The organism is Paenibacillus periandrae (genome assembly GCF_022458865.1).
In the GTDB taxonomy this organism is placed as follows: domain Bacteria; phylum Bacillota; class Bacilli; order Paenibacillales; family NBRC-103111; genus Paenibacillus_S; species Paenibacillus_S periandrae.
This window is the reverse complement of sequence record NZ_JAJNMU010000004.1, coordinates 175,763-193,444: the sequence shown is the minus strand read 5'-3', so window position 1 is coordinate 193,444 and position 17,682 is coordinate 175,763. Positions and strand designations below refer to the sequence as shown.

Genomic DNA, 17,682 nt, shown 5'->3' with positions numbered 1-17,682 from the left:
TGAATACGTAAATATGTATAACCTTTTGTTGATTATTTCATATACAAAATATACAATGTATATTATACATACGCAATTAATTGCAGAAGCATTGATCGGTGCGCGGCGATTGGGCCCCATCAACTAAAGGATGTGAAATGTCCCGATGAGCAGGCCAAAGGGCAAACCTAAAGGGTCAATCTATTGGAAAAATTTAAGTATAGTCCTGCTGATCACATGCATCCCCATCGCATTAATCAGTGTTATTCTTTACTATATCGGAACGGATCGTATTGGAATGGAAGTGAACAAGGCCCATCAGAATCAGTTGAGCCAGTCGATTCAGCACATGGAGGATTATTTATCCAACCTGGAGCATACGGTGGTGCGACTTGCATTTGATCGAAGTATGGATGAGACGCTTAAGCAAATGGATTTTATTATGGAATTTCAAAAGACGAATGAATTAATGAGATCGTTTACATTGATGAGGGAATCGAATTCCTTGATTGGTGGAGTGAGCTTATATTTACGCGATGCCAATAAGCTTATTGGAGATGAATTTGGATTTCAATCCGTTCAGTCGGAGGATGACAGGAAGCTATTAAGATCCTTATTGGAAAAAGAGCGTACCATCTATTGGAACTATTCGTTAAGAAAACCGGGTTATTCCGACACCCTGTACAAGGCTATTGTGGTCAAGCTTCCTGGTGGTCAAATGTATGATTCCTACGGGGCATTCATCCTTTATTTGGATCAAGCTAAATTAAATACGATGGTGCAAAAATTGGCTTCCGGAGAAGGCGTTGCTTTCCTGATTAATGAGAACGGTGATTATTTAACTACTCCCCACACTAATGAACTTTCCAAGTTAGACCTGACACTTGAGGATGCGGTAAGAAGCCGGATCGCCCAGGAGGATCTTCGCGACCATACCTTTAAATTTGATTGGCAAGGTCAAAGCTACACCGTATCCTACGGGAAAATATCCAAGCTCGGCGGCAAATGGACGTTTGTCTCGGCAACCCCGATGTCGCAAATCATTGCTCCGGTCACTTCGCTGTCGAGATTAATTCTTTGGATAAGCCTATTCGGCCTGACGGTCGGCTTGCTGTTATCGTGGTTCGCCTCCAACAAAATTTACGATCCGATTTATCGCTTGAAAAGCTTGTTCGAATCGTCCAAGCCTACCAGATCGGATGAAAAGGATGAGGTCACCTACATTGAGAATCAATGGAATCAGCAGCTGGTGGAGCAGCAGACCCTTGCGATGCAGATCAAGGAATCCATCCCAACCTTAAGAGAGAGCTTCCTGCTGCAGTTTTTGCAGGGGAATTTGTATACGCATACAGAAGCGGAGCTCATTGACAAGATGAAGCAGCTGGATTGGGATGTGGAGGATAAAAGATTTGCGGTTATGGTGGCGCAGCTGCATGGGATATCGGAGCTGGGTGGCAAATTCTCGGAACGGGATTCGCAGCTGATTACGTTCGCCGCCTCCAACATTATATTGGAGCTGTGCTCTGAGCAGCTGAACATGGTACATGTAATTAATTTCCAAGATTTATCTGTCGGTGTGTTTTTTGTTCTGAATCGCAGCATTACGAATGAGGAAATCAAGGCTGTACTCAACAAGCTTGCCCATGATTATATCGCGGCGGTTAATAACGTGCTGCGAATGAAGGTGACGATTGTCACGAGTAAAATATCCGATTCACTGGTGGATATGCCGAATGTACTGGAGCAGACGCGTAAAGCGCTGCGCTTCCGGGATCTTCATACGTCCAATCAAATGCTCGATATGAATCAATTTATGATAGAGCCTAACAGTGCAAAGCACTTTCCTTCGGAGCTGGAAAGAGAAATCGTACATGCCGTCAGCCTTGGTCTGGAGGAGGAAGCCGTACGTTTAATTCGACTGTTTATACAGGAGCTTCAGGGGGATAACAGTACCGAATTGATGGTCCATCAAGGGATGATGAAGCTGCTGGGCACCCTGCATGACACGATTATCAAGCATGATGTGAATATGTATGCTTTGTATGAGGGGGTTCATCTGTATGAGCAGCTGATGCTGTTAACCGAGCCGGATCAGATCGTAGACTGGTTCCAGTACAAGCTGATTCACCCTTTTATCAAAACATTGTCCATGACCTATGACGGTAATTTGCGGGAGGTGATCGATAAGCTGCTCGTGCAGATTCAAGAGGAAATCCTGATGGATGTCTCACTGGAAATATATGCAGACCAATTGCAGATGAGCTCCTCCAAGCTGAGTAAAGCCTTCAGACAAATCCACGGCACGAACTTTATCGACACGATTATTCGTTTGCGTATTGAAAAGTGTAAGGAGCTGCTGTGCAGGACCGATATGAAAATCAATGAAATCGCAGAGCTGCTGCATTATCAGCCCTCTTACCTCATTCGTATGTTCAAAAAAAGCGAAGGTTTGACACCAAGACAATACCGGGAAAAACATGCGCAAGATTAGCCGTGAGATCTGTGCAGCTATGAAGAGGGAAGCTTGAAAAAAAGGATATTGTCCAATGGTTTACATTTCCACACTTATATTGTAGTATTGCAATGTACATTGTGTATTAATAATATAAAAAAGGGTGATAAATATGACGGTGCAGCCGTATAGACAAGACTATCCACGTCCACAATTTGAGCGGTCTGAATGGCTTAATTTAAATGGGGAATGGGAATTTGAATTTGATGACCATCAGGTAGGGAACCTTGAAAAATGGAATATAGCGCACGATTTTACTCAAAAGATTCAAGTTCCTTTTTGCTTTCAAAGCAGCTTGAGCGGCATTGGAGATACGGGTTTTCATGATACGGTCTGGTACCGTAAAGCCTTCACTGTACCTGCCGCCTTTGTCGGCAAAAGGATCGTATTGCATTTTGGTGCTGTTGATTATATGTCATGGATCTGGATAAACGGCCAGTTGGTGAAGGTTCATGAAGGTGGGCATACCCCTTTTTCAGTAGATATTACCGAACATCTGCAGGGTAATGAGAACACAATCGTCGTGAAGGCTCAAGACTACAGCCAGGATCAGACTCTTCCCAAAGGCAAACAATATTGGGAGGAGGAATCGGCAAGTATTTGGTATACCCGGACTACGGGCATTTGGCAAACTGTTTGGTTAGAGCCTGTAGCCGAGACGTATCTGAACAAGGTAAAGCTTACCCCTTACATCGATTCGAATGAGATTAAAATCAGGGCATTTATCGAAGGACGACTAAGCGATAATCTTTGGTTGAAGACAATTATATCCTTTAAGGGAGCTCCCGTAGCTGAAGAGATCGTTAAAGTCACAGAATCGGAGCTGATGCGGCGTGTTGGTTTGCACGATTTTAACGATCATGGAAGAGGTCGCTGGTGGTCGCCAGAGAAACCGAATTTATATGATATCCAATTCCTCCTGCTAGATGGCGATCAAGTTATTGATCACGTAAACAGCTACTTTGGAATGCGCAAAATAGCTATCGAGGACGGCAAGGTATGCCTGAATAACCGTTTTTATTATATGAAGCTTGTGCTCGATCAAGGTTATTTCCCGGACGGTATTATGACGCCACCAACGGATGACGCGATCAAACAGGATGTTGAATTGACCAAAGCGATGGGCTTCAACGGAGCACGCAAGCATCAGAAGATCGAAGACCCGCGTTATTTGTATTGGTGTGACCGTTTGGGACTGCTCGTATGGGGAGAGATGGCGAATGCCGCGGCGTATTCGGAAAATTATGTGCGTCGCATCACCTCGGAATGGCAGGAGGCTATCGAACGTGATTACAATCATCCCTGCATTGTGGCTTGGGTACCATTGAATGAAAGCTGGGGCGTACCGAATATTTTGGTGGACAAGTTCCAGCAGCAGCATGCGCTTGGTTTGTATCATTTAACCAAATCCTTGGATGACACCCGACTTGTTATTTCTAACGATGGCTGGGAGCATATTAAATCCGATATTTGCACGATACATGATTACGAAAGCAGCCGGGAAGTGCTCGTAGAAAGATACCGTACCGTCGAAAATGCAGTTCAGGCAAAACCAGCCAACCGTTGGATTCATGTGCCTGACTATCCTTATGAAGGTGCTCCGATCCATGTGTCGGAATATGGCGGCATATCATTCAAGAAAAGCGATTGGGAAGGCTGGGGCTATTCAGCAGCTCAAAGCGATGAGGATTTTATCGAACGCTATAAATCGGTTACGCAGCCCTTGCTGCAATCGCCGGTCGTACAAGGCTTTTGTTACACGCAGCTGACCGATGTCGAGCAGGAAATTAACGGATTGCTGACCTATGATCGTAAACCGAAGGTAGCATTGGAGCTTATAAAGCAAATTAATGAAGGAAAATAAGCGGAAACCTATATAGATGAAAAGGTGGTTTTTGGATCATGCTGCGAGTTCCTTTTTCCGAGATGATGGATCAATTTGTACGCGTGCTGCTTAGCAAGGGCTTCACTGAAGAGCGGGCGCAGCAGTGTGCAGCGCTGTTTGCCGAGGCCAGTCTCGACGGGGTGTACTCACATGGGCTGAACCGATTCCCATCTTTCATCGAATATATGGATAAGGGTTATATCGATATCAATGCTGTACCCGAATGCATCCATAGCCTCGGGGCAATGGAGAGGTGGGATGGACATCTCGGACCGGGCAACCTCAATGCCAGCTTGTGCATGGACAGGGCGATTGCTCTGGCCAAGCAGCATGGCATGGGTTGTGTAGCTCTCAGGAATACGAATCATTGGATGCGTGGCGGAAGCTATGGCTGGCAGGCTGTTGAAGCAGGCTGTGCAGGGATTTGCTGGACCAACACGATGCCCAATCTGCCTCCGTGGGGCTCCACCGAAAGAAAGCTTGGCAACAATCCGATTGTATTTGCAGTGCCACGGGCAGAAGGAGCTATCGTATTGGACATGGCGATTTCCCAATTCTCCTATGGGCAGCTGAATACGAAGAAGCTGCTTGGATCGCAGCTTTCAGTTGATGGCGGGTATGACATGGATGGTAATCTGACTAAAGATCCATCCGCTATCCTGGAGTCGGGAAGGCCGCTGCCTATCGGCTTTTGGAAAGGCTCGGGCTTGGCTCTTGTGCTCGATCTGATGGCTGCAATGCTTGCCGATGGTCATACCACTCATGAGATTGGCAAGCTGCCCGTTGAGCATAGCGTATCGCAAGTATTTATGGCTTTTGATATCGGTGCATTTCCTAACCTTGACTACATTAACGAACGGATTCATGAAGCGATTCTCGATTTGCAAGGTGCTGCACCACTTGAAGAGGACAGTACGGTTCGTTACCCCGGTGAGGATACACTTGTCAGACGGCAGTATAATTTGGAGCATGGAATCCCGGTGGAGCCTTCCATTTGGCAGCAGGTCACCCGTTTATAAGTTCTGCGTTCATCTTATGGGAGGAATTCACAATGAAATTCAGTGAAACGACGATACTCCACAAACGGACCCTGTACCTAGTATCCACATGGGTTGCCTTGTCTTTCTTTACTGCGTGCTCCATTCCGCCGTCAGAAGCTCCTGAAGTCCATGTCAGTGAAGAGTCCCAAGCCTCTGGCAAGCCGACCGATATCAAAATCATGGCGGACTACACGATAGCTCAGCCTCCATCTCCGGATAACCCGGTACTGAAGGAATTTGAAAAAAGAACCCACACGAAGCTTACAGTAGTCTGGGTGCCTAGCGGGGATTATGCGGATCGGGTCAATGTGGCTTTGGCTACCGGTGATATTGCCGATTTGATCAAAATCCCGAATATCACGACACCTCTGTTTCTTCAATTGGTGAAGCAGGGTGAGTTCTGGGACTTGACGCCTTATATCACAAATTATCCGAACCTGATGACACTGGACCCGAAGATCTGGAACCATACGCAGATTGATGGAAAATCCTTTGCAGTTCCGGCAGGACGCCCCTTGAATGGCGGTGGTTTTGCCTCAATCCGTAAGGATTGGCTGGATAAATTAGGTCTCAAGATGCCGACTCATATGGATGAGCTGTACACCGTGCTCAAGGCGTTTAAAGATCAGGCGCCTGACGGCAAAGAAAATACGGTTTGTTATACGATGCGGGATTGGCGTGTTGTTGAAGAAGTATTTACGGGAACCGTTGGTAAATGGAAGGAACAAGACGGCAAGCTGATCAATATGATACTGGAGTCGGAAATGAGAGAGACACTCGTTTACCTGAACAAGTTGTATGTCGAGGGTCTGATTCCATACGATTTCCCTGTGCTGAAGGAAAATCAGTTTTGGGAGCTCGCTACAAGCGGCAGAGCCGGATTGACCTCGGAAACACCGGAAGCGTTGTTCAGATATACGATGGAGCAATGGAAGAAGGACCCGTCGGTCGAGTGGACCCCGATGCTTTCCCTGGCACCCAAGGCAGGAGGTAAAGCATTCGTAACGCAGACTACCGGCTTTAACGGTGTATTGGCTATTCCCAAGACCGTACCTGAGGAGAAGATGAAAGCCATTCTCAAGTTTATTGATTATGGCTCCGGTGGGGAAGGATTGGATCTAACACTTTACGGGATCAAGGGTGTGCATTATACGGTGGTTGACGGTCTGAAAATCGCGAACGATAGAGCATTTGCAGACAGCATAGGTACGGCTACATGGGGTAAAATGTTCAGTACGCCCGTGCTGGATTTGTGGCAGTACGCGGCAGGGATGCCCAAGGAAATATACCAGCGCAACATGAAAATTGCTGAACAAAAAGCAAAGTTATCTACGGGTGACCCTGCGATTGGTCTGGTTTCCCAAACTGAGCTTAAAGTAGGAGCCGACTACAACAAGAAAATTGCCGATACGAAGGTACAAGCCATTATCGGGAAAATTTCCATGCAGGAATGGGATACCTTTGTAGATACGCTTAGGAAAGATCCGACCTATACCCGGATTACCGATGAAATCAATCTCGAGTACAGCAAGCGGATGGCACTCAAGTAAATAGGATCCCCTTACGGTTGATAACGAAGGAAGTTGTCGACGAAGGGGATTTTTTGCTTTTCCAATTAATAACGCTTACATTTCCAATCAAATTGGCATTTTAGCATATCAGAGTGCCTTATTTAATGATCAGGATCGATGATATTATGAAAGCGTAAACAAATTACAAGATTGAAAGGGGTATACAAATGAAAAAGTGGATTGCGATGCTTTGCGTGTGTGTATTGTTTGTCATCTCGGCCTGCAGTGGGAGTGGGACAACACCTGCGGCACCGGCAGCTCCAGATGCCAAACCGACCCAGCCGGCTCCTGCAGCTAAAGCTGGTGAGAAAAAGAAGCTATCGTTCTGGTATATTGACACAGGCAAACGGAAGGAGCTTATTGAAGCGGCCGTCCAAAAATTTATGAAGGATCATCCTGACGTGGATGTAGAAGCGGTTCAAATTCCTAACGACCCTTACAAGACGAAGCTGTCCGTAGCAATGGGCGGCGGAAATCCGCCGGATGTATTTCACTCCTGGGGCGGCGGCTGGTTAAAGCAATTTGTAAGCGCTAACCAAGTGCTGGACCTGACTGGCAAAATCAGCAGCGATGCGTTTTTGACTGCTGGCCTGGATGTAGCTACCTTTGATAAAAAGGTGTATGGTGCACCACTTGCCATGTCTGTCGTTCCCTTTTATTACAATAAAGAAATTTTCGCCAAATACAATATACAACCGCCACAAACCTATGATGAACTGCTCACGATCATCGATAAGCTGAAGAAGGAGAACATCATTCCTATCGCTCTGGCCAACCAAACCAAATGGCCTGCGGCATTTTACCTGATGTATTTTGCCAACCGTTTGGGTGGCTCGGAAATCTTCAACGAAGCCTTCGAAAGAAAGGGACGTACCTTTGATGACGAAACTTATGTAAAGGCCGGAGAGATGATTCAGGATTTGGTTAAACGCGGCGCCTTCAATCCCGGCTTTAACGGTATTCAGTACGACACCGGAAATTCCCGTCAGCTGATGTACACAGGTAAAGCGGCTATGGAAATGCAAACGTCTTCCTACATTAATAACATTCGTGCGGAATCACCTGATTTCGAGAAAAAAGTAGGCATGTTCCCATTCCCCGCAATACCTGGCGGCAAAGGTAAAGTTACCGATCTGGTAGGGGGCGTATCTCCTGTATTCTCGATCGCTGCCAAGACCAAATATCCTGCCGAAGCGGTTGAGCTGGTTAAAGCCTTGACTTCCAAGGAGCTTGCACAACAAATGGCGGATCAGGCGAGCACAATCTCGGCAGTTAAAGGAGTTACTTATTCCGATCCTTTTGCCAAAGAACTTAATGATATGCTGGGCAAAGCAACCTCCATGCAGACCTTCTATGACCAAACCTTGCCTGCTGAGCTTGCCGAGCTGCACAAAGATACAACCCAAAATTTATTTGGTAATTCGATGACACCGGCTGCAGCAGCCAAAGAGATGGAAACGAAAGCCAAAGAAGTACTGAAAAAATAAATCGGGTGATGGATTACTGATCAGGGAGAGGGTAACCTCTCCTTCCCGGTAACACACCAGAAGAGAAAGGAGCTTCCCATGAACAGCAGTAATCCTGCAGCGACTTCTGCTCCGACAGGGAGCGGCACGACCTCGACCGAACAGATCCGCAGACAGAACAAGCTTCGAACCAACCTGTTTTTACTAAGGTTTATTGGCCCGACACTGCTTATTTATCTGGTCTATGTCATCTATCCTATCTTTGCGACGTTTTATTACAGTCTATTTAACTGGAACGGCATTCAGGCTGAAAAAACGTTTATAGCTCTAAATAATTACAGTGCATTATTGTCGGATAAAGTATTTTGGATGACGATTTCTAATAATATGCTGTTGGTTATCGCTTCTGTGGTAACGCAGATTCCACTTGGGCTCATCATGGCACTCATTTTATTTGCCCCACTTCGAGGGATGCGTATATTTCGTACCGTATACTTCCTGCCGCTGCTCATGTCTACCGTGGCAGTCGGAATTTTGTGGACATTCATCTATGATCCAATGTTCGGTATTGTCAACAAGCTGCTGGAGGTTATCGGGCTTAGCTCGTGGCAAAATGGCTGGCTGGGCGACCCTAAGACTGCTTTTATTGCGGTAATCGTGACGATCTGCTGGCAATATACGCCGTTTTATATGATCTTATTTCGTGCAGCGATTTCGGGAATTCCCGATGAAATTTACGAAGCAGCAGAAATCGATGGATGCAGCGGCTGGAAAAAGTTTTGGAGCATTACGCTTCCCTTGATTAAGCCGACAATTATCACATCCTCGGTGTTATCTGTAATCGGCTCGTTAAAATATTTTGACCTGATTTTTGTTATGACCGCGGGCGGACCGTCCAGTAGTACGGAGCTCATGGCAACTTATATGTACAAGCAGGCCTTTTCCAAATTTAACATGGGTTATGCCAGTTCCATTTCGTTTACGATGTTCGCCATCGCATTTGTGGTTGCACTCATCATCCTGGCGGCCGACAGATCCCGCGATAAGACAGCCTGATAATCGGGGACAATACAGCATAAAGAAGGGGATGATCGCAATGCTTTCCATGATAAAGCGTGCATGGCTTTATCTTATTGCACTCGTATTACTCATTTTTACCGGATATCCGTTTGTATACATGATAGCGACCTCATTGAAAACACAAACTTATTTTTTTCAGAATCCCGCGTCCTTATGGACCAACTTTGTGCTTGAAAACTATGGACTTGTTTTTAAACTGGGGATCGACCGTTATTTTGTGAACAGCCTGATGATTTCGATTTTTTGCGTAGCCGCCGTTATTGTGTTGTCAGCGATGGTCAGCTTTCCACTCTCTCGAATGAGATTCAAGCTCAACCGTCCGATTTATTATTTGTTTCTTGCCGGTATGATGATCCCGGTGCATACTACGCTCATTCCGGTGTATATTCTTACTAAAGAAATCGGCTTGTACGATTCGTTATGGGCGCTGGCAGGTCCTTATATCTCCTTTAGTCTGCCGATCTCTATTATCATCCTGGCACAGTTTATTCGGGAGATTCCCCGAGAGCTCGATGAAGCGGCCATTATGGATGGAACGACCCAGCCCCAATTATTTTGGAAAATCATTCTCCCGTTGCTGTCTCCGGCTCTGGCAACGATAGGAATTTATAATTTTATTCATATATGGAATGAGTTTGTATTCGGTCTGATTCTTATAACAACACCGGCCAAGATGACGCTGCCGCTTGGACTACGTGCCTTTTACGGTGAATTTTCGGTCAATATTCCGGGAATTATGGCTGCACTCACACTCGGCTCCTTGCCGCTGCTGATCGCTTATTTTGTTGCTCAGGAAAAGGTAGTCAAAGGGTTATCCGCCGGCGCTGTAAAGGGCTGATCCTGCGAGAAACAAACCTGTTAAAGTGCGAGTTCAAAAAGACGGCTTTTTGAACAACCTGTTAAATTCAATATGTTGCATGCGGACCATCCCTATAGTGTAATATAGGAAATGGTTCTTTGTGTTTAAAGGATGTGTTGGACATGTACAGGATGATAGCAAATCTTCAATTGAACAGGACCCGAGTGCAAATTTTGCTTGGCTTCCTGCTCGTTATGGTCGTAGTGCTTTCCGTTGCAGGGGGGCTTGTATATCGTTCGATATCGGATCTGCTGATCCGTAATGCCGAATCTTATGTAGGGGAGACGGCGAAGCAAGCAAGCGCACGGCTTGATGCCGTTCTCGCTCAGGTCGATTCGCTCAGCCTGCAGCTGGTGACGGATGCCCGGATCCAGCAGCTATTATATAAAGCGAAGACAGGAGAGGTACTCACGATCGATCAGAAGCTGTCGGTCCGCCCGATTTTGAATAATTTGATGGCTTTATCGTGGCTGATTCAAGGCATTGAGCTGTATGCAGGGGATGAACCCTTATATCCGCTGGAAAACCAAAATATTTCGGAACGGATCGGATTGGAAACGGCTACTTTCGCAAATATCAAAGAAGGCCAATTGATATGGGCGGAAATGCAGCGCAAGGAAAGCGGGCATCTTTTTGCCGTAAGACAAATTCGCCTGGAGGAGGATTACTTGGGAAGGGGAGGTTACGCAGTATTCCGGGTTACGGATTCGCTGCTTGACTTTTTCAATACGGAATTTCCTACGGTCAAGGGAAGCACGATGCATTTGTTCGATCGGCATGCACAGCTTGTGGCCTCAAGCTCCCCTTCACTGCTGGATTCGGTCGATCCGGCGATTCTGACAAGCACGGCTGCGCAAGGAGCGCATTCGATTATTCAAATACAAGGTACAGACTATTTGAAAATCGTTCGTCAATCAACAGAGACTAACTGGTCTATTCTGATGCTCGTACCCCTGGATACGATAACCGAAGGACTATTGGTTTTAAAGCAGGCTTTACTGTGGGCGCTTGTTATCGGTGCGGTGCTGTGTCTTCTGCTTCTGTGGATTCTGTCCAGCATCATAACAAAGCCGATCCGCAGGCTCAGAAATAAAATGCGTATCCCTGTATTTGCTCTGCCGCAGCAAAATGACGAGGTCTATTTTAACTTTGAAATGAATGAGCTGAACATCTCGTACAACAATCTGGTCAGAGAGCTGCATCAGCTTGTGCAAACGGTTTACGAAAAGGAACGTCTGAACAATCAGGCAGAAATCAAAATGCTGCAGGCGCAAATTCATCCGCATTTTTTGTTTAATACACTGGAATCGTTGTACTGGACGTTGATAGAGAAGCAGGAGGAAGAAGGTGCTCAAACCGTTATTGCTTTATCCAAGCTGTTCCGATATACCATTAATGCAGGAAGCAACGACGATTGGGTTAGCCTCAATGCCGAAATCGAGCATTGCCAACGTTACATGGAAATTATGAAATACCGGATTGGTCACCGCCTGCATTGGCAATTCCATATTGATCCGCTTCCCTACGATATCAAGCTGCCCAAGCTGTTGATCCAACCACTCGTTGAAAACGCTATCCAGCACGGTATTGAACCAAAGGTTGGCGCATCCTCCCTGCTTGTATCGATCCGAAATGTGGAAAGGGACGGGAAGTCTTTGTTAGGCATTCAGGTCAAGGATGATGGAGTTGGCATGGACGCAGAAACGCTTGCAGCCTTGACCCAAAGGTTGGAGATTCATCATCAGCCGGACCCCCACTCATCGTCCTCTTCATCGGGTATGGGCTTGTTAAACGTACAACGACGAATCAAGCTGTATTATGGCCAAGAATACGGAATTCAATTTCAAAGCAGTCCCGATCGAGGTACAATCCTAGATCTTTATCTTCCCTATGGAGTTGAGCGTAATGTCTGAATATCCTTGCATTCTGATAGCTGAGGACGAGCTGCCTACCCGAAATGGCGTATTAAAAGCATTACAGTCCTGGTCACAAGGAAAAGTGAATTTACACACCGTGGAAAACGGTCTGGAGGCTTTTCAATACCGAAAAATTCATCCCGTGGATTTGCTGATTACGGATATACGGATGCCTGGTCTAAATGGCATTCAACTGCTTGAAAGGCTCAGGAAGGAGGGACTGGAGACGACGTCCATACTGCTGACCGGTTATGCGGAGTTTGAGTATGCCCGCAAAGCAATGGCACTGGGAGCCGTGAACTACATCCTAAAGCCCGTTGAATACCAAAGCCTGATTGCCGCGGTGGAAGAAGCATTTGAAACCAGAAAGCTGTGGAAACAATCACATACCGATTCTGCTCTTGCCATGCCGCAGGTGCACAATGATTCAATCCGCAAAGCGTTAATCTTTATTTCTTCCGAGCTGTCGAATCCTTCTCTGGGTATTCGGGACGTTGCCGAGCATATTCATTTGAATTCGAGCTATGTATCCGTACTTTTCAAAGAAGAAACCGGACAAACCTTCAGCGACTTCCTCACCCGTCAGCGGCTGTCGAAGGCTAAAGAGCTTCTGCTTGGGACGGATATGCGAATATACGAGATTGCCGAGCGTACGGGATTCAGTTCGTCCAAATATTTTGTGAAAGTATTTCGCGAAGCCGAGACCTTGACTCCAAAGGAATATCGCAACGACAGGAAAAAAATTCAAGAGAAGAGCGGGAGCGACCGTGATGAGAACGCGTAAGCCTAAGTTATTGGTACTAGCCGTACTACTGGTCTCCTTGCTGCTGGCCATCATGAGCAAAGGCTGTCTTTCGTCTGCATCCCAGACACCTCAAGCTGAGCTTCCCGCTCCTACAGTACCCGTTAAAATTACGTTTTGGAACCAGGAAACCAACGACCGCAGGCAGGAAGTTGTCAAGGAAAGCATTCAGAGCTTTAATCAGACACATCCCCATATTCAGATCGTACCTTATTTTTACGAGGGGGAAACCTATAAAGCCAAGCTTAGAGTGGCAGCCATTTCAGGGAAAATGCCGGATTTGTTTTATTATTGGACAGGGGAATCCTTTAAGTATATGGTCGACTCCCAGATTGTCGCCGATTTAACTGACTTGATGCAGGAGAATCTCGCGTATAAGAAGCAATTTTATCCGGAAACGCTGCAGAATTCCAGTTATTATGAAAGGCTTTACGGGCTTCCTCACACTACCAGTCACGTCATGTTTTGGTATAATAAACGCCTGTTTGCCCAATTCGGGATTACGCCTCCGGAAACGTGGGATGAGCTGATACTCGCTGCCGAGAATCTGTTAAGTAAAGGGATTTCGCCGTTTAGCGTCTCCGGTAAGGAAAGATGGCCCCTGCTTAATTGGTACGCTTATCTGTCCAACAGGCTGGGAGGAACCACTTCCTATCAGCACACGATTAAGGGTACGGGAGATTTTACCGACCCCAGCTTTATTGAAGCAGCCCTGCTATTTCGTGAATTGGTGAAGAAAAAAATGTTTGAACCGGGTTTTCTGGGGGTAGATAGGCAGACGGCGGAGAACATGCTTTTAAACGGCGAAGCGGCGATGTATTTGCAAGGTGATTGGGCTGCCGAAGAGATGCTGAGCAACCCTGATATCGGTTATTTTCGCTTTCCGACGGTTCATGGTAATGGTGATCGTACTGTTTATTATGGCGGCTCCTCCGGCTGGGCGATTTCCAAAAACAGTAATCTACAAGCTGCCTTTGAGGTACTCTCCTATATGGTGAGTATGGAGGAAAGGAAGAAGTTCGTCGAAGCCAGCGGCCAGCTCTCTACACTTAAAGAGCTGCCGCTTTCGCCAAGCCATATGAAGCCGTCGATCTATGATTATGTCCAATTTATCGAAAAAGATCCGAGCAATTATTTTGGCTATTATGATCAGGAAATTGATCCTCGCCGGTCCGAATTGCTGCTAGATGCGGTGGTGACGATGGCCGGCGCGCAAACCATGTCTCGCAAAGAAATAGAGGATTTATTGAAGCAGATTCGATAATGCTTATTTAACAACCAACACCGGAATTTTGGCATGCTGTACGACATTGTGACTCACGCTGCCCAGAATAAACTCACTAATTGCATTAAGGCCTCTGCTGCCGATAACAATCAGATCAGCATGAACCTCTTCGGCATATTCAAGAATAGTTTGGGCGGGACTGCCTTGCCGAATTTCAATATGCGTATTATCGGGGTTAAGCAGCGATTTTTGAATTTGGGCAACGATTTGTTCAGAATAATTGCTATTGATTTCCACGGGTGGAATGTAAACCGCTTCACCTACAACGTATTTGGGAATATTGATAACATGTATAATTTCCAGGTGGGAAAAATGATTAAGCTTGGCCAGCTTTATCGCGGAATCCAGTGCTTTTTCGGAAATTTCAGAGCCGTCATAGGCAACAACAATTTTTGAATAGATCATCGAAATCACTCCTTATGTAGTTGATATGTATATTTTAACATGATGACATGTAAGCAGGTATGATAAATATCACAGAGAAATAAAAAAGAGCCTTCCACATGGAAAGCCCTAGACTTACAGGCATCAGGACGGAATATTCATCGCCGTCTGGATGTTTTGCAAATCCAGCTGAATTTGCTCATTAACTTGATAAGGGTGGTATAAACCGCGTTTCATCATGTAGTTCATGATCTGCTCATGGGACTCAATGGCTTCTTCCAGCTGTTTAGCTAACACAGTCTTAATTTCAGGTGTAACGCATTCCGTGACGGCCATGGCGTAATTTCTTACGCCACTCTTGGCGTTATTTAGGAAATCCATTGCAATAACTTCATCCGTTAGAGTGTTCGTTCCCGTAATATATTCTATGATTGGGTTCATAATTTCATCTCCTATCCTATCACTTTAGACAGCAGACCGCCTAGTTCCTGAAGCTGCTTAGTCGATACCTGCACGTCTTGTTGTAATATTTGTTTCAGCTCCGGGTCTGATACCAGAGCTTGCATCGTTTTGGACTTGGTCATGCAGACCGTTTTGAATGCGGTCAATTCATGAACCTCCATTGTCTCGTGTAAACCATAGGTCGAGTTCATATGGCTGCTGCCTCCCTTATCAAATGAGTGTTCACGGCTTGAGAATGACTTTAATGCAATTATCCGTCTTCGTGTCAAACACTTCATATCCGTGCTTGGCTTCACTTAGTGGAATAACATGCGTCACGATATCGCCGGGATTGACTTTACCTGACGTAATCAATTCGTACATATACGGCATGTAGTGAACGACCGGGGCTTGTCCAGAGCGTATGTTGACGTTACGCTGCATAATATCGCCGAGCGGGAATCCGTTATAACGTCCACCGTACACGCCTGTGATCTGGATCGTTCCACATTTACGAACAGCTTGAGAAGCAATGATGATCGCATTCATGGTTCCACCCTGCAGCTTCAGTCCACTGGCGAGAAACTCAAGATCGCTCATTTTTCCGTCCATCCCTACAGCGTCAATGACTACATCGGCCCCGCCTTTGGTCATTTCCTTGAGATAGCTGCCGATATTCGGCTCTTGCTCGAAATTAACAATCTCTACATGGTTCGTTTTCTTAGCATGCTGCAGGCGGTAATCCACGTAATCGACCGCAATCACTCGCTTTGCGCCTTTCAACCAGCAAAACTTTTGAGCTAGAAGCCCTACTGGACCACAGCCAAGTACGATCACCGTATCGCCCTGTTTTACCCCGGCGTTATCGACGCTCCAGAATGCCGTTGTCATCGCATCAGCGATCAAACAAAGCTTTTCGTCCGGTTCCTCACAGCTTTCTGGAATCTTAAAGTGGGTGAAATTAGCGAAGGGTACACGTAAATATTCGGCTTGTCCGCCTGGATATCCGCCAGTTGTTCCGGAATAACCAAAATAAGCACCCATATCGCCATTCTCATTTGAATTGTCACATTGGCTTTCCAACTGATTTTTGCAATAAAAGCATTCACCACAAGCGATGTTGAATGGTATGATAACCCGGTCGCCCTTCTTTAGCTTTGTGATAGCAGGACCAACCTCTTCGACGATCCCCATAGGCTCATGCCCGATGACATAATTCTCCTGCAGGTTGGGAATCATCCCGTGGATAAGGTGGAGATCGGACCCGCAAATCGCTGTACTGGTCGTTCTAATGATCATATCATCAGGCTTCTCGATCTTAGGATCGGGAACCTCTTTCACAATTACATTTTTGATACCTTGATAAGTTACAGCTTTCATGCATGATTTCCCCCAATGTGTTCATCTGGCGTCCGGTCGAACATCCCTTTGCGCGACGTATCACCTGGAAATAATTTCATTTGCCCAATCATGACAGTATTATTCGCCGAAAGCTGGTCTAACTGATACTGTTCATTCAACTCGTAGGGATGAAACCATTTCTTGCGGATCATGAGTTCGGTAATTTCCTGATGCAAGGCGATACCTTGCTTTAGTTGGCTGCGCAGTAATACTCTAACATCTGGAGTAACCGTTTCCGTCAGGGCAATCGCTGTATTCCTTACGCCCTCCTTGGCACGCATGAGGAAGTCCGTGGCAAAGGTCATATCCGCCATTTCCGGCATATTTAACGCGTTAATAGGATCTTGATAATCGTTATTCATTGAGTTCACACCTTCAGTTCAGTATGGGAGTGGGTCGACTTTGTGGGATGGGCGCTTGGAAAGGAACTCTTGCATAGACAGCTTGAAGATTGGCAATCGCTTGGGTGGATTGCAGTACATCTTTTTGCATTAAAGCTTTGAGTTCTTGGTCGAACACGAGACCTTGTATCAGCTTAGACTTGGCGAGGCAGAGCGTTTTGAAGTTAAGCGCTTCGTGAAGCTCCATGGATTCATGTGGTGCTAGTGTTTGATTATGCATGGAGAAATCATCACCTCCTATTTTTTATCAACAATAGCATTTCCCAACACTTTCGGTTTATGCAGAAATAAGAAAAGCCGGAGGCTGAGCCCCCGGTTACCGTTTATGCTTGAGATGTATAATCTTTGTGCTTTATTTTTGATCTGGAAGATTCAACGCATTTGCTGAAGTCTGTGCTTGATCTAGAAACTCTTCGGCTTGAGACATTTGTTGTCGAATTTCTTCCAAAGCTTGCGAGTTAGTCGACAATTCAGTTTGATTGATCGAATCAAGTGCTTGAGTTAAAGCCGTTTTCACTTCAGATACTGCGTTTGCTCCATGCTGCTCTAAAGCATTTACGTTGGAATTCAATGCACCTTCCGCTGGTTGGCTTGCTGCTTTAGTTGACAAATCAATTTTATCTTCATTAGGCAAGTTTATGTCCTCCCGATATTGATTTG

17 protein-coding genes are annotated in these 17,682 nt (G+C 45.9%); 10 read left to right on the top strand and 7 right to left on the bottom strand.

The genetic code is table 11. From position 1 onward, the window contains the following. Positions 1-145 precede the first annotated feature (145 nt). The 10 genes from LRL21_RS08060 (at position 146) to LRL21_RS08015 (ending at position 14,374) form a co-directional block, all read left to right on the top strand. Complete coding sequence (locus LRL21_RS08060) at positions 146-2,470, top strand: AraC family transcriptional regulator (RefSeq protein WP_240415263.1); 2,325 nt, start codon at positions 146-148, stop codon at positions 2,468-2,470. Positions 2,471-2,603: 133 nt separating this feature from the next. Continuing rightward, a complete protein-coding gene (locus tag LRL21_RS08055; RefSeq protein ID WP_240415262.1) occupies positions 2,604-4,355 on the top strand; it encodes a glycoside hydrolase family 2 protein in 1,752 nt (583 codons plus the stop codon). Between the two features lie 38 nt (positions 4,356-4,393). Next, positions 4,394-5,395, top strand: a complete 1,002-nt coding sequence (yiaK, locus tag LRL21_RS08050) for a 3-dehydro-L-gulonate 2-dehydrogenase (protein ID WP_240415261.1) — start codon at positions 4,394-4,396, stop codon at positions 5,393-5,395. 32 nt (positions 5,396-5,427) lie between these two features. After that, positions 5,428-6,966: an extracellular solute-binding protein gene (locus LRL21_RS08045; protein WP_240415260.1), complete on the top strand. Its 1,539-nt coding sequence runs from the start codon at positions 5,428-5,430 to the stop codon at positions 6,964-6,966. Between the two features lie 188 nt (positions 6,967-7,154). After that, entirely contained in the window at positions 7,155-8,474 is a 1,320-nt protein-coding gene (locus LRL21_RS08040; protein WP_240415259.1) for an extracellular solute-binding protein, read from the top strand. Between the two features lie 78 nt (positions 8,475-8,552). Then, positions 8,553-9,509 carry a carbohydrate ABC transporter permease gene (locus LRL21_RS08035; RefSeq protein ID WP_240415258.1) on the top strand — a complete coding sequence of 319 codons (957 nt, stop codon included), beginning with the start codon at positions 8,553-8,555 and terminating at the stop codon, positions 9,507-9,509. Positions 9,510-9,558: 49 nt separating this feature from the next. Beyond that, complete coding sequence (locus LRL21_RS08030; protein ID WP_338044588.1) at positions 9,559-10,371, top strand: carbohydrate ABC transporter permease; 813 nt, start codon at positions 9,559-9,561, stop codon at positions 10,369-10,371. A gap of 152 nt (positions 10,372-10,523) precedes the next feature. Then, positions 10,524-12,305 (top strand): cache domain-containing sensor histidine kinase, encoded by a 1,782-nt coding sequence (locus LRL21_RS08025; RefSeq protein ID WP_240415256.1) that lies wholly within the window; start codon positions 10,524-10,526, stop codon positions 12,303-12,305. Further along, positions 12,298-13,092, top strand: a complete 795-nt coding sequence (locus LRL21_RS08020) for a response regulator transcription factor (RefSeq protein ID WP_240415255.1) — start codon at positions 12,298-12,300, stop codon at positions 13,090-13,092. The genes LRL21_RS08025 and LRL21_RS08020 overlap by 8 nt, the downstream gene beginning before the upstream one ends. After that, entirely contained in the window at positions 13,079-14,374 is a 1,296-nt protein-coding gene (locus LRL21_RS08015; protein ID WP_240415254.1) for an ABC transporter substrate-binding protein, read from the top strand. Before LRL21_RS08020 ends, LRL21_RS08015 begins: the two co-directional genes overlap by 14 nt. A 3-nt stretch (positions 14,375-14,377) precedes the next feature. Here LRL21_RS08015 and LRL21_RS08010 read toward each other — a convergent pair whose 3' ends face one another. The 7 genes from LRL21_RS08010 to LRL21_RS07980 form a co-directional block, all read right to left on the bottom strand. Next, a complete protein-coding gene (locus tag LRL21_RS08010; protein WP_240415253.1) occupies positions 14,378-14,800 on the bottom strand; it encodes a universal stress protein in 423 nt (140 codons plus the stop codon). Positions 14,801-14,923: 123 nt separating this feature from the next. After that, positions 14,924-15,220, bottom strand: a complete 297-nt coding sequence (locus LRL21_RS08005) for a spore coat protein (protein WP_240415252.1) — start codon at positions 15,218-15,220, stop codon at positions 14,924-14,926. Between the two features lie 11 nt (positions 15,221-15,231). Further along, positions 15,232-15,432, bottom strand: coding sequence for a hypothetical protein (locus tag LRL21_RS08000; protein ID WP_240415251.1), 201 nt, complete (start codon positions 15,430-15,432; stop codon positions 15,232-15,234). A gap of 31 nt (positions 15,433-15,463) precedes the next feature. Continuing rightward, complete coding sequence (locus LRL21_RS07995; protein WP_240415250.1) at positions 15,464-16,600, bottom strand: zinc-dependent alcohol dehydrogenase; 1,137 nt, start codon at positions 16,598-16,600, stop codon at positions 15,464-15,466. Beyond that, positions 16,597-16,983 (bottom strand): spore coat protein, encoded by a 387-nt coding sequence (locus LRL21_RS07990; RefSeq protein WP_240415249.1) that lies wholly within the window; start codon positions 16,981-16,983, stop codon positions 16,597-16,599. Before LRL21_RS07990 ends, LRL21_RS07995 begins: the two co-directional genes overlap by 4 nt. Positions 16,984-16,996: 13 nt before the next feature. Further along, positions 16,997-17,242 (bottom strand): spore gernimation protein GerQ, encoded by a 246-nt coding sequence (locus LRL21_RS07985; RefSeq protein ID WP_240415248.1) that lies wholly within the window; start codon positions 17,240-17,242, stop codon positions 16,997-16,999. A 132-nt stretch (positions 17,243-17,374) separates the two neighbouring features. Further along, positions 17,375-17,656 carry a hypothetical protein gene (locus tag LRL21_RS07980; RefSeq protein ID WP_240415247.1) on the bottom strand — a complete coding sequence of 94 codons (282 nt, stop codon included), beginning with the start codon at positions 17,654-17,656 and terminating at the stop codon, positions 17,375-17,377. Positions 17,657-17,682 lie beyond the last annotated feature (26 nt).

What these genes read in the sequence shown, in the direction of transcription:
- LRL21_RS07995 (WP_240415250.1), bottom strand. Translation starts at nt 16,600, where the DNA reads ATGAAAGCTGTAACTTATCAAGGTATCAAAAATGTAATTGTGAAAGAG.
- yiaK (WP_240415261.1), top strand. Translation starts at nt 4,394, where the DNA reads ATGCTGCGAGTTCCTTTTTCCGAGATGATGGATCAATTTGTACGCGTG.
- LRL21_RS08010 (WP_240415253.1), bottom strand. Translation starts at nt 14,800, where the DNA reads ATGATCTATTCAAAAATTGTTGTTGCCTATGACGGCTCTGAAATTTCC.
- LRL21_RS08000 (WP_240415251.1), bottom strand. Translation starts at nt 15,432, where the DNA reads ATGAACTCGACCTATGGTTTACACGAGACAATGGAGGTTCATGAATTG.
- LRL21_RS08045 (WP_240415260.1), top strand. Translation starts at nt 5,428, where the DNA reads ATGAAATTCAGTGAAACGACGATACTCCACAAACGGACCCTGTACCTA.
- LRL21_RS08035 (WP_240415258.1), top strand. Translation starts at nt 8,553, where the DNA reads ATGAACAGCAGTAATCCTGCAGCGACTTCTGCTCCGACAGGGAGCGGC.
- LRL21_RS08015 (WP_240415254.1), top strand. Translation starts at nt 13,079, where the DNA reads ATGAGAACGCGTAAGCCTAAGTTATTGGTACTAGCCGTACTACTGGTC.
- LRL21_RS07985 (WP_240415248.1), bottom strand. Translation starts at nt 17,242, where the DNA reads ATGCATAATCAAACACTAGCACCACATGAATCCATGGAGCTTCACGAA.
- LRL21_RS08030 (WP_338044588.1), top strand. Translation starts at nt 9,559, where the DNA reads ATGATAAAGCGTGCATGGCTTTATCTTATTGCACTCGTATTACTCATT.
- LRL21_RS08055 (WP_240415262.1), top strand. Translation starts at nt 2,604, where the DNA reads ATGACGGTGCAGCCGTATAGACAAGACTATCCACGTCCACAATTTGAG.
- LRL21_RS08005 (WP_240415252.1), bottom strand. Translation starts at nt 15,220, where the DNA reads ATGAACCCAATCATAGAATATATTACGGGAACGAACACTCTAACGGAT.
- LRL21_RS07990 (WP_240415249.1), bottom strand. Translation starts at nt 16,983, where the DNA reads ATGAATAACGATTATCAAGATCCTATTAACGCGTTAAATATGCCGGAA.
- LRL21_RS08025 (WP_240415256.1), top strand. Translation starts at nt 10,524, where the DNA reads ATGATAGCAAATCTTCAATTGAACAGGACCCGAGTGCAAATTTTGCTT.
- LRL21_RS08060 (WP_240415263.1), top strand. Translation starts at nt 146, where the DNA reads ATGAGCAGGCCAAAGGGCAAACCTAAAGGGTCAATCTATTGGAAAAAT.
- LRL21_RS08040 (WP_240415259.1), top strand. Translation starts at nt 7,155, where the DNA reads ATGAAAAAGTGGATTGCGATGCTTTGCGTGTGTGTATTGTTTGTCATC.
- LRL21_RS08020 (WP_240415255.1), top strand. Translation starts at nt 12,298, where the DNA reads ATGTCTGAATATCCTTGCATTCTGATAGCTGAGGACGAGCTGCCTACC.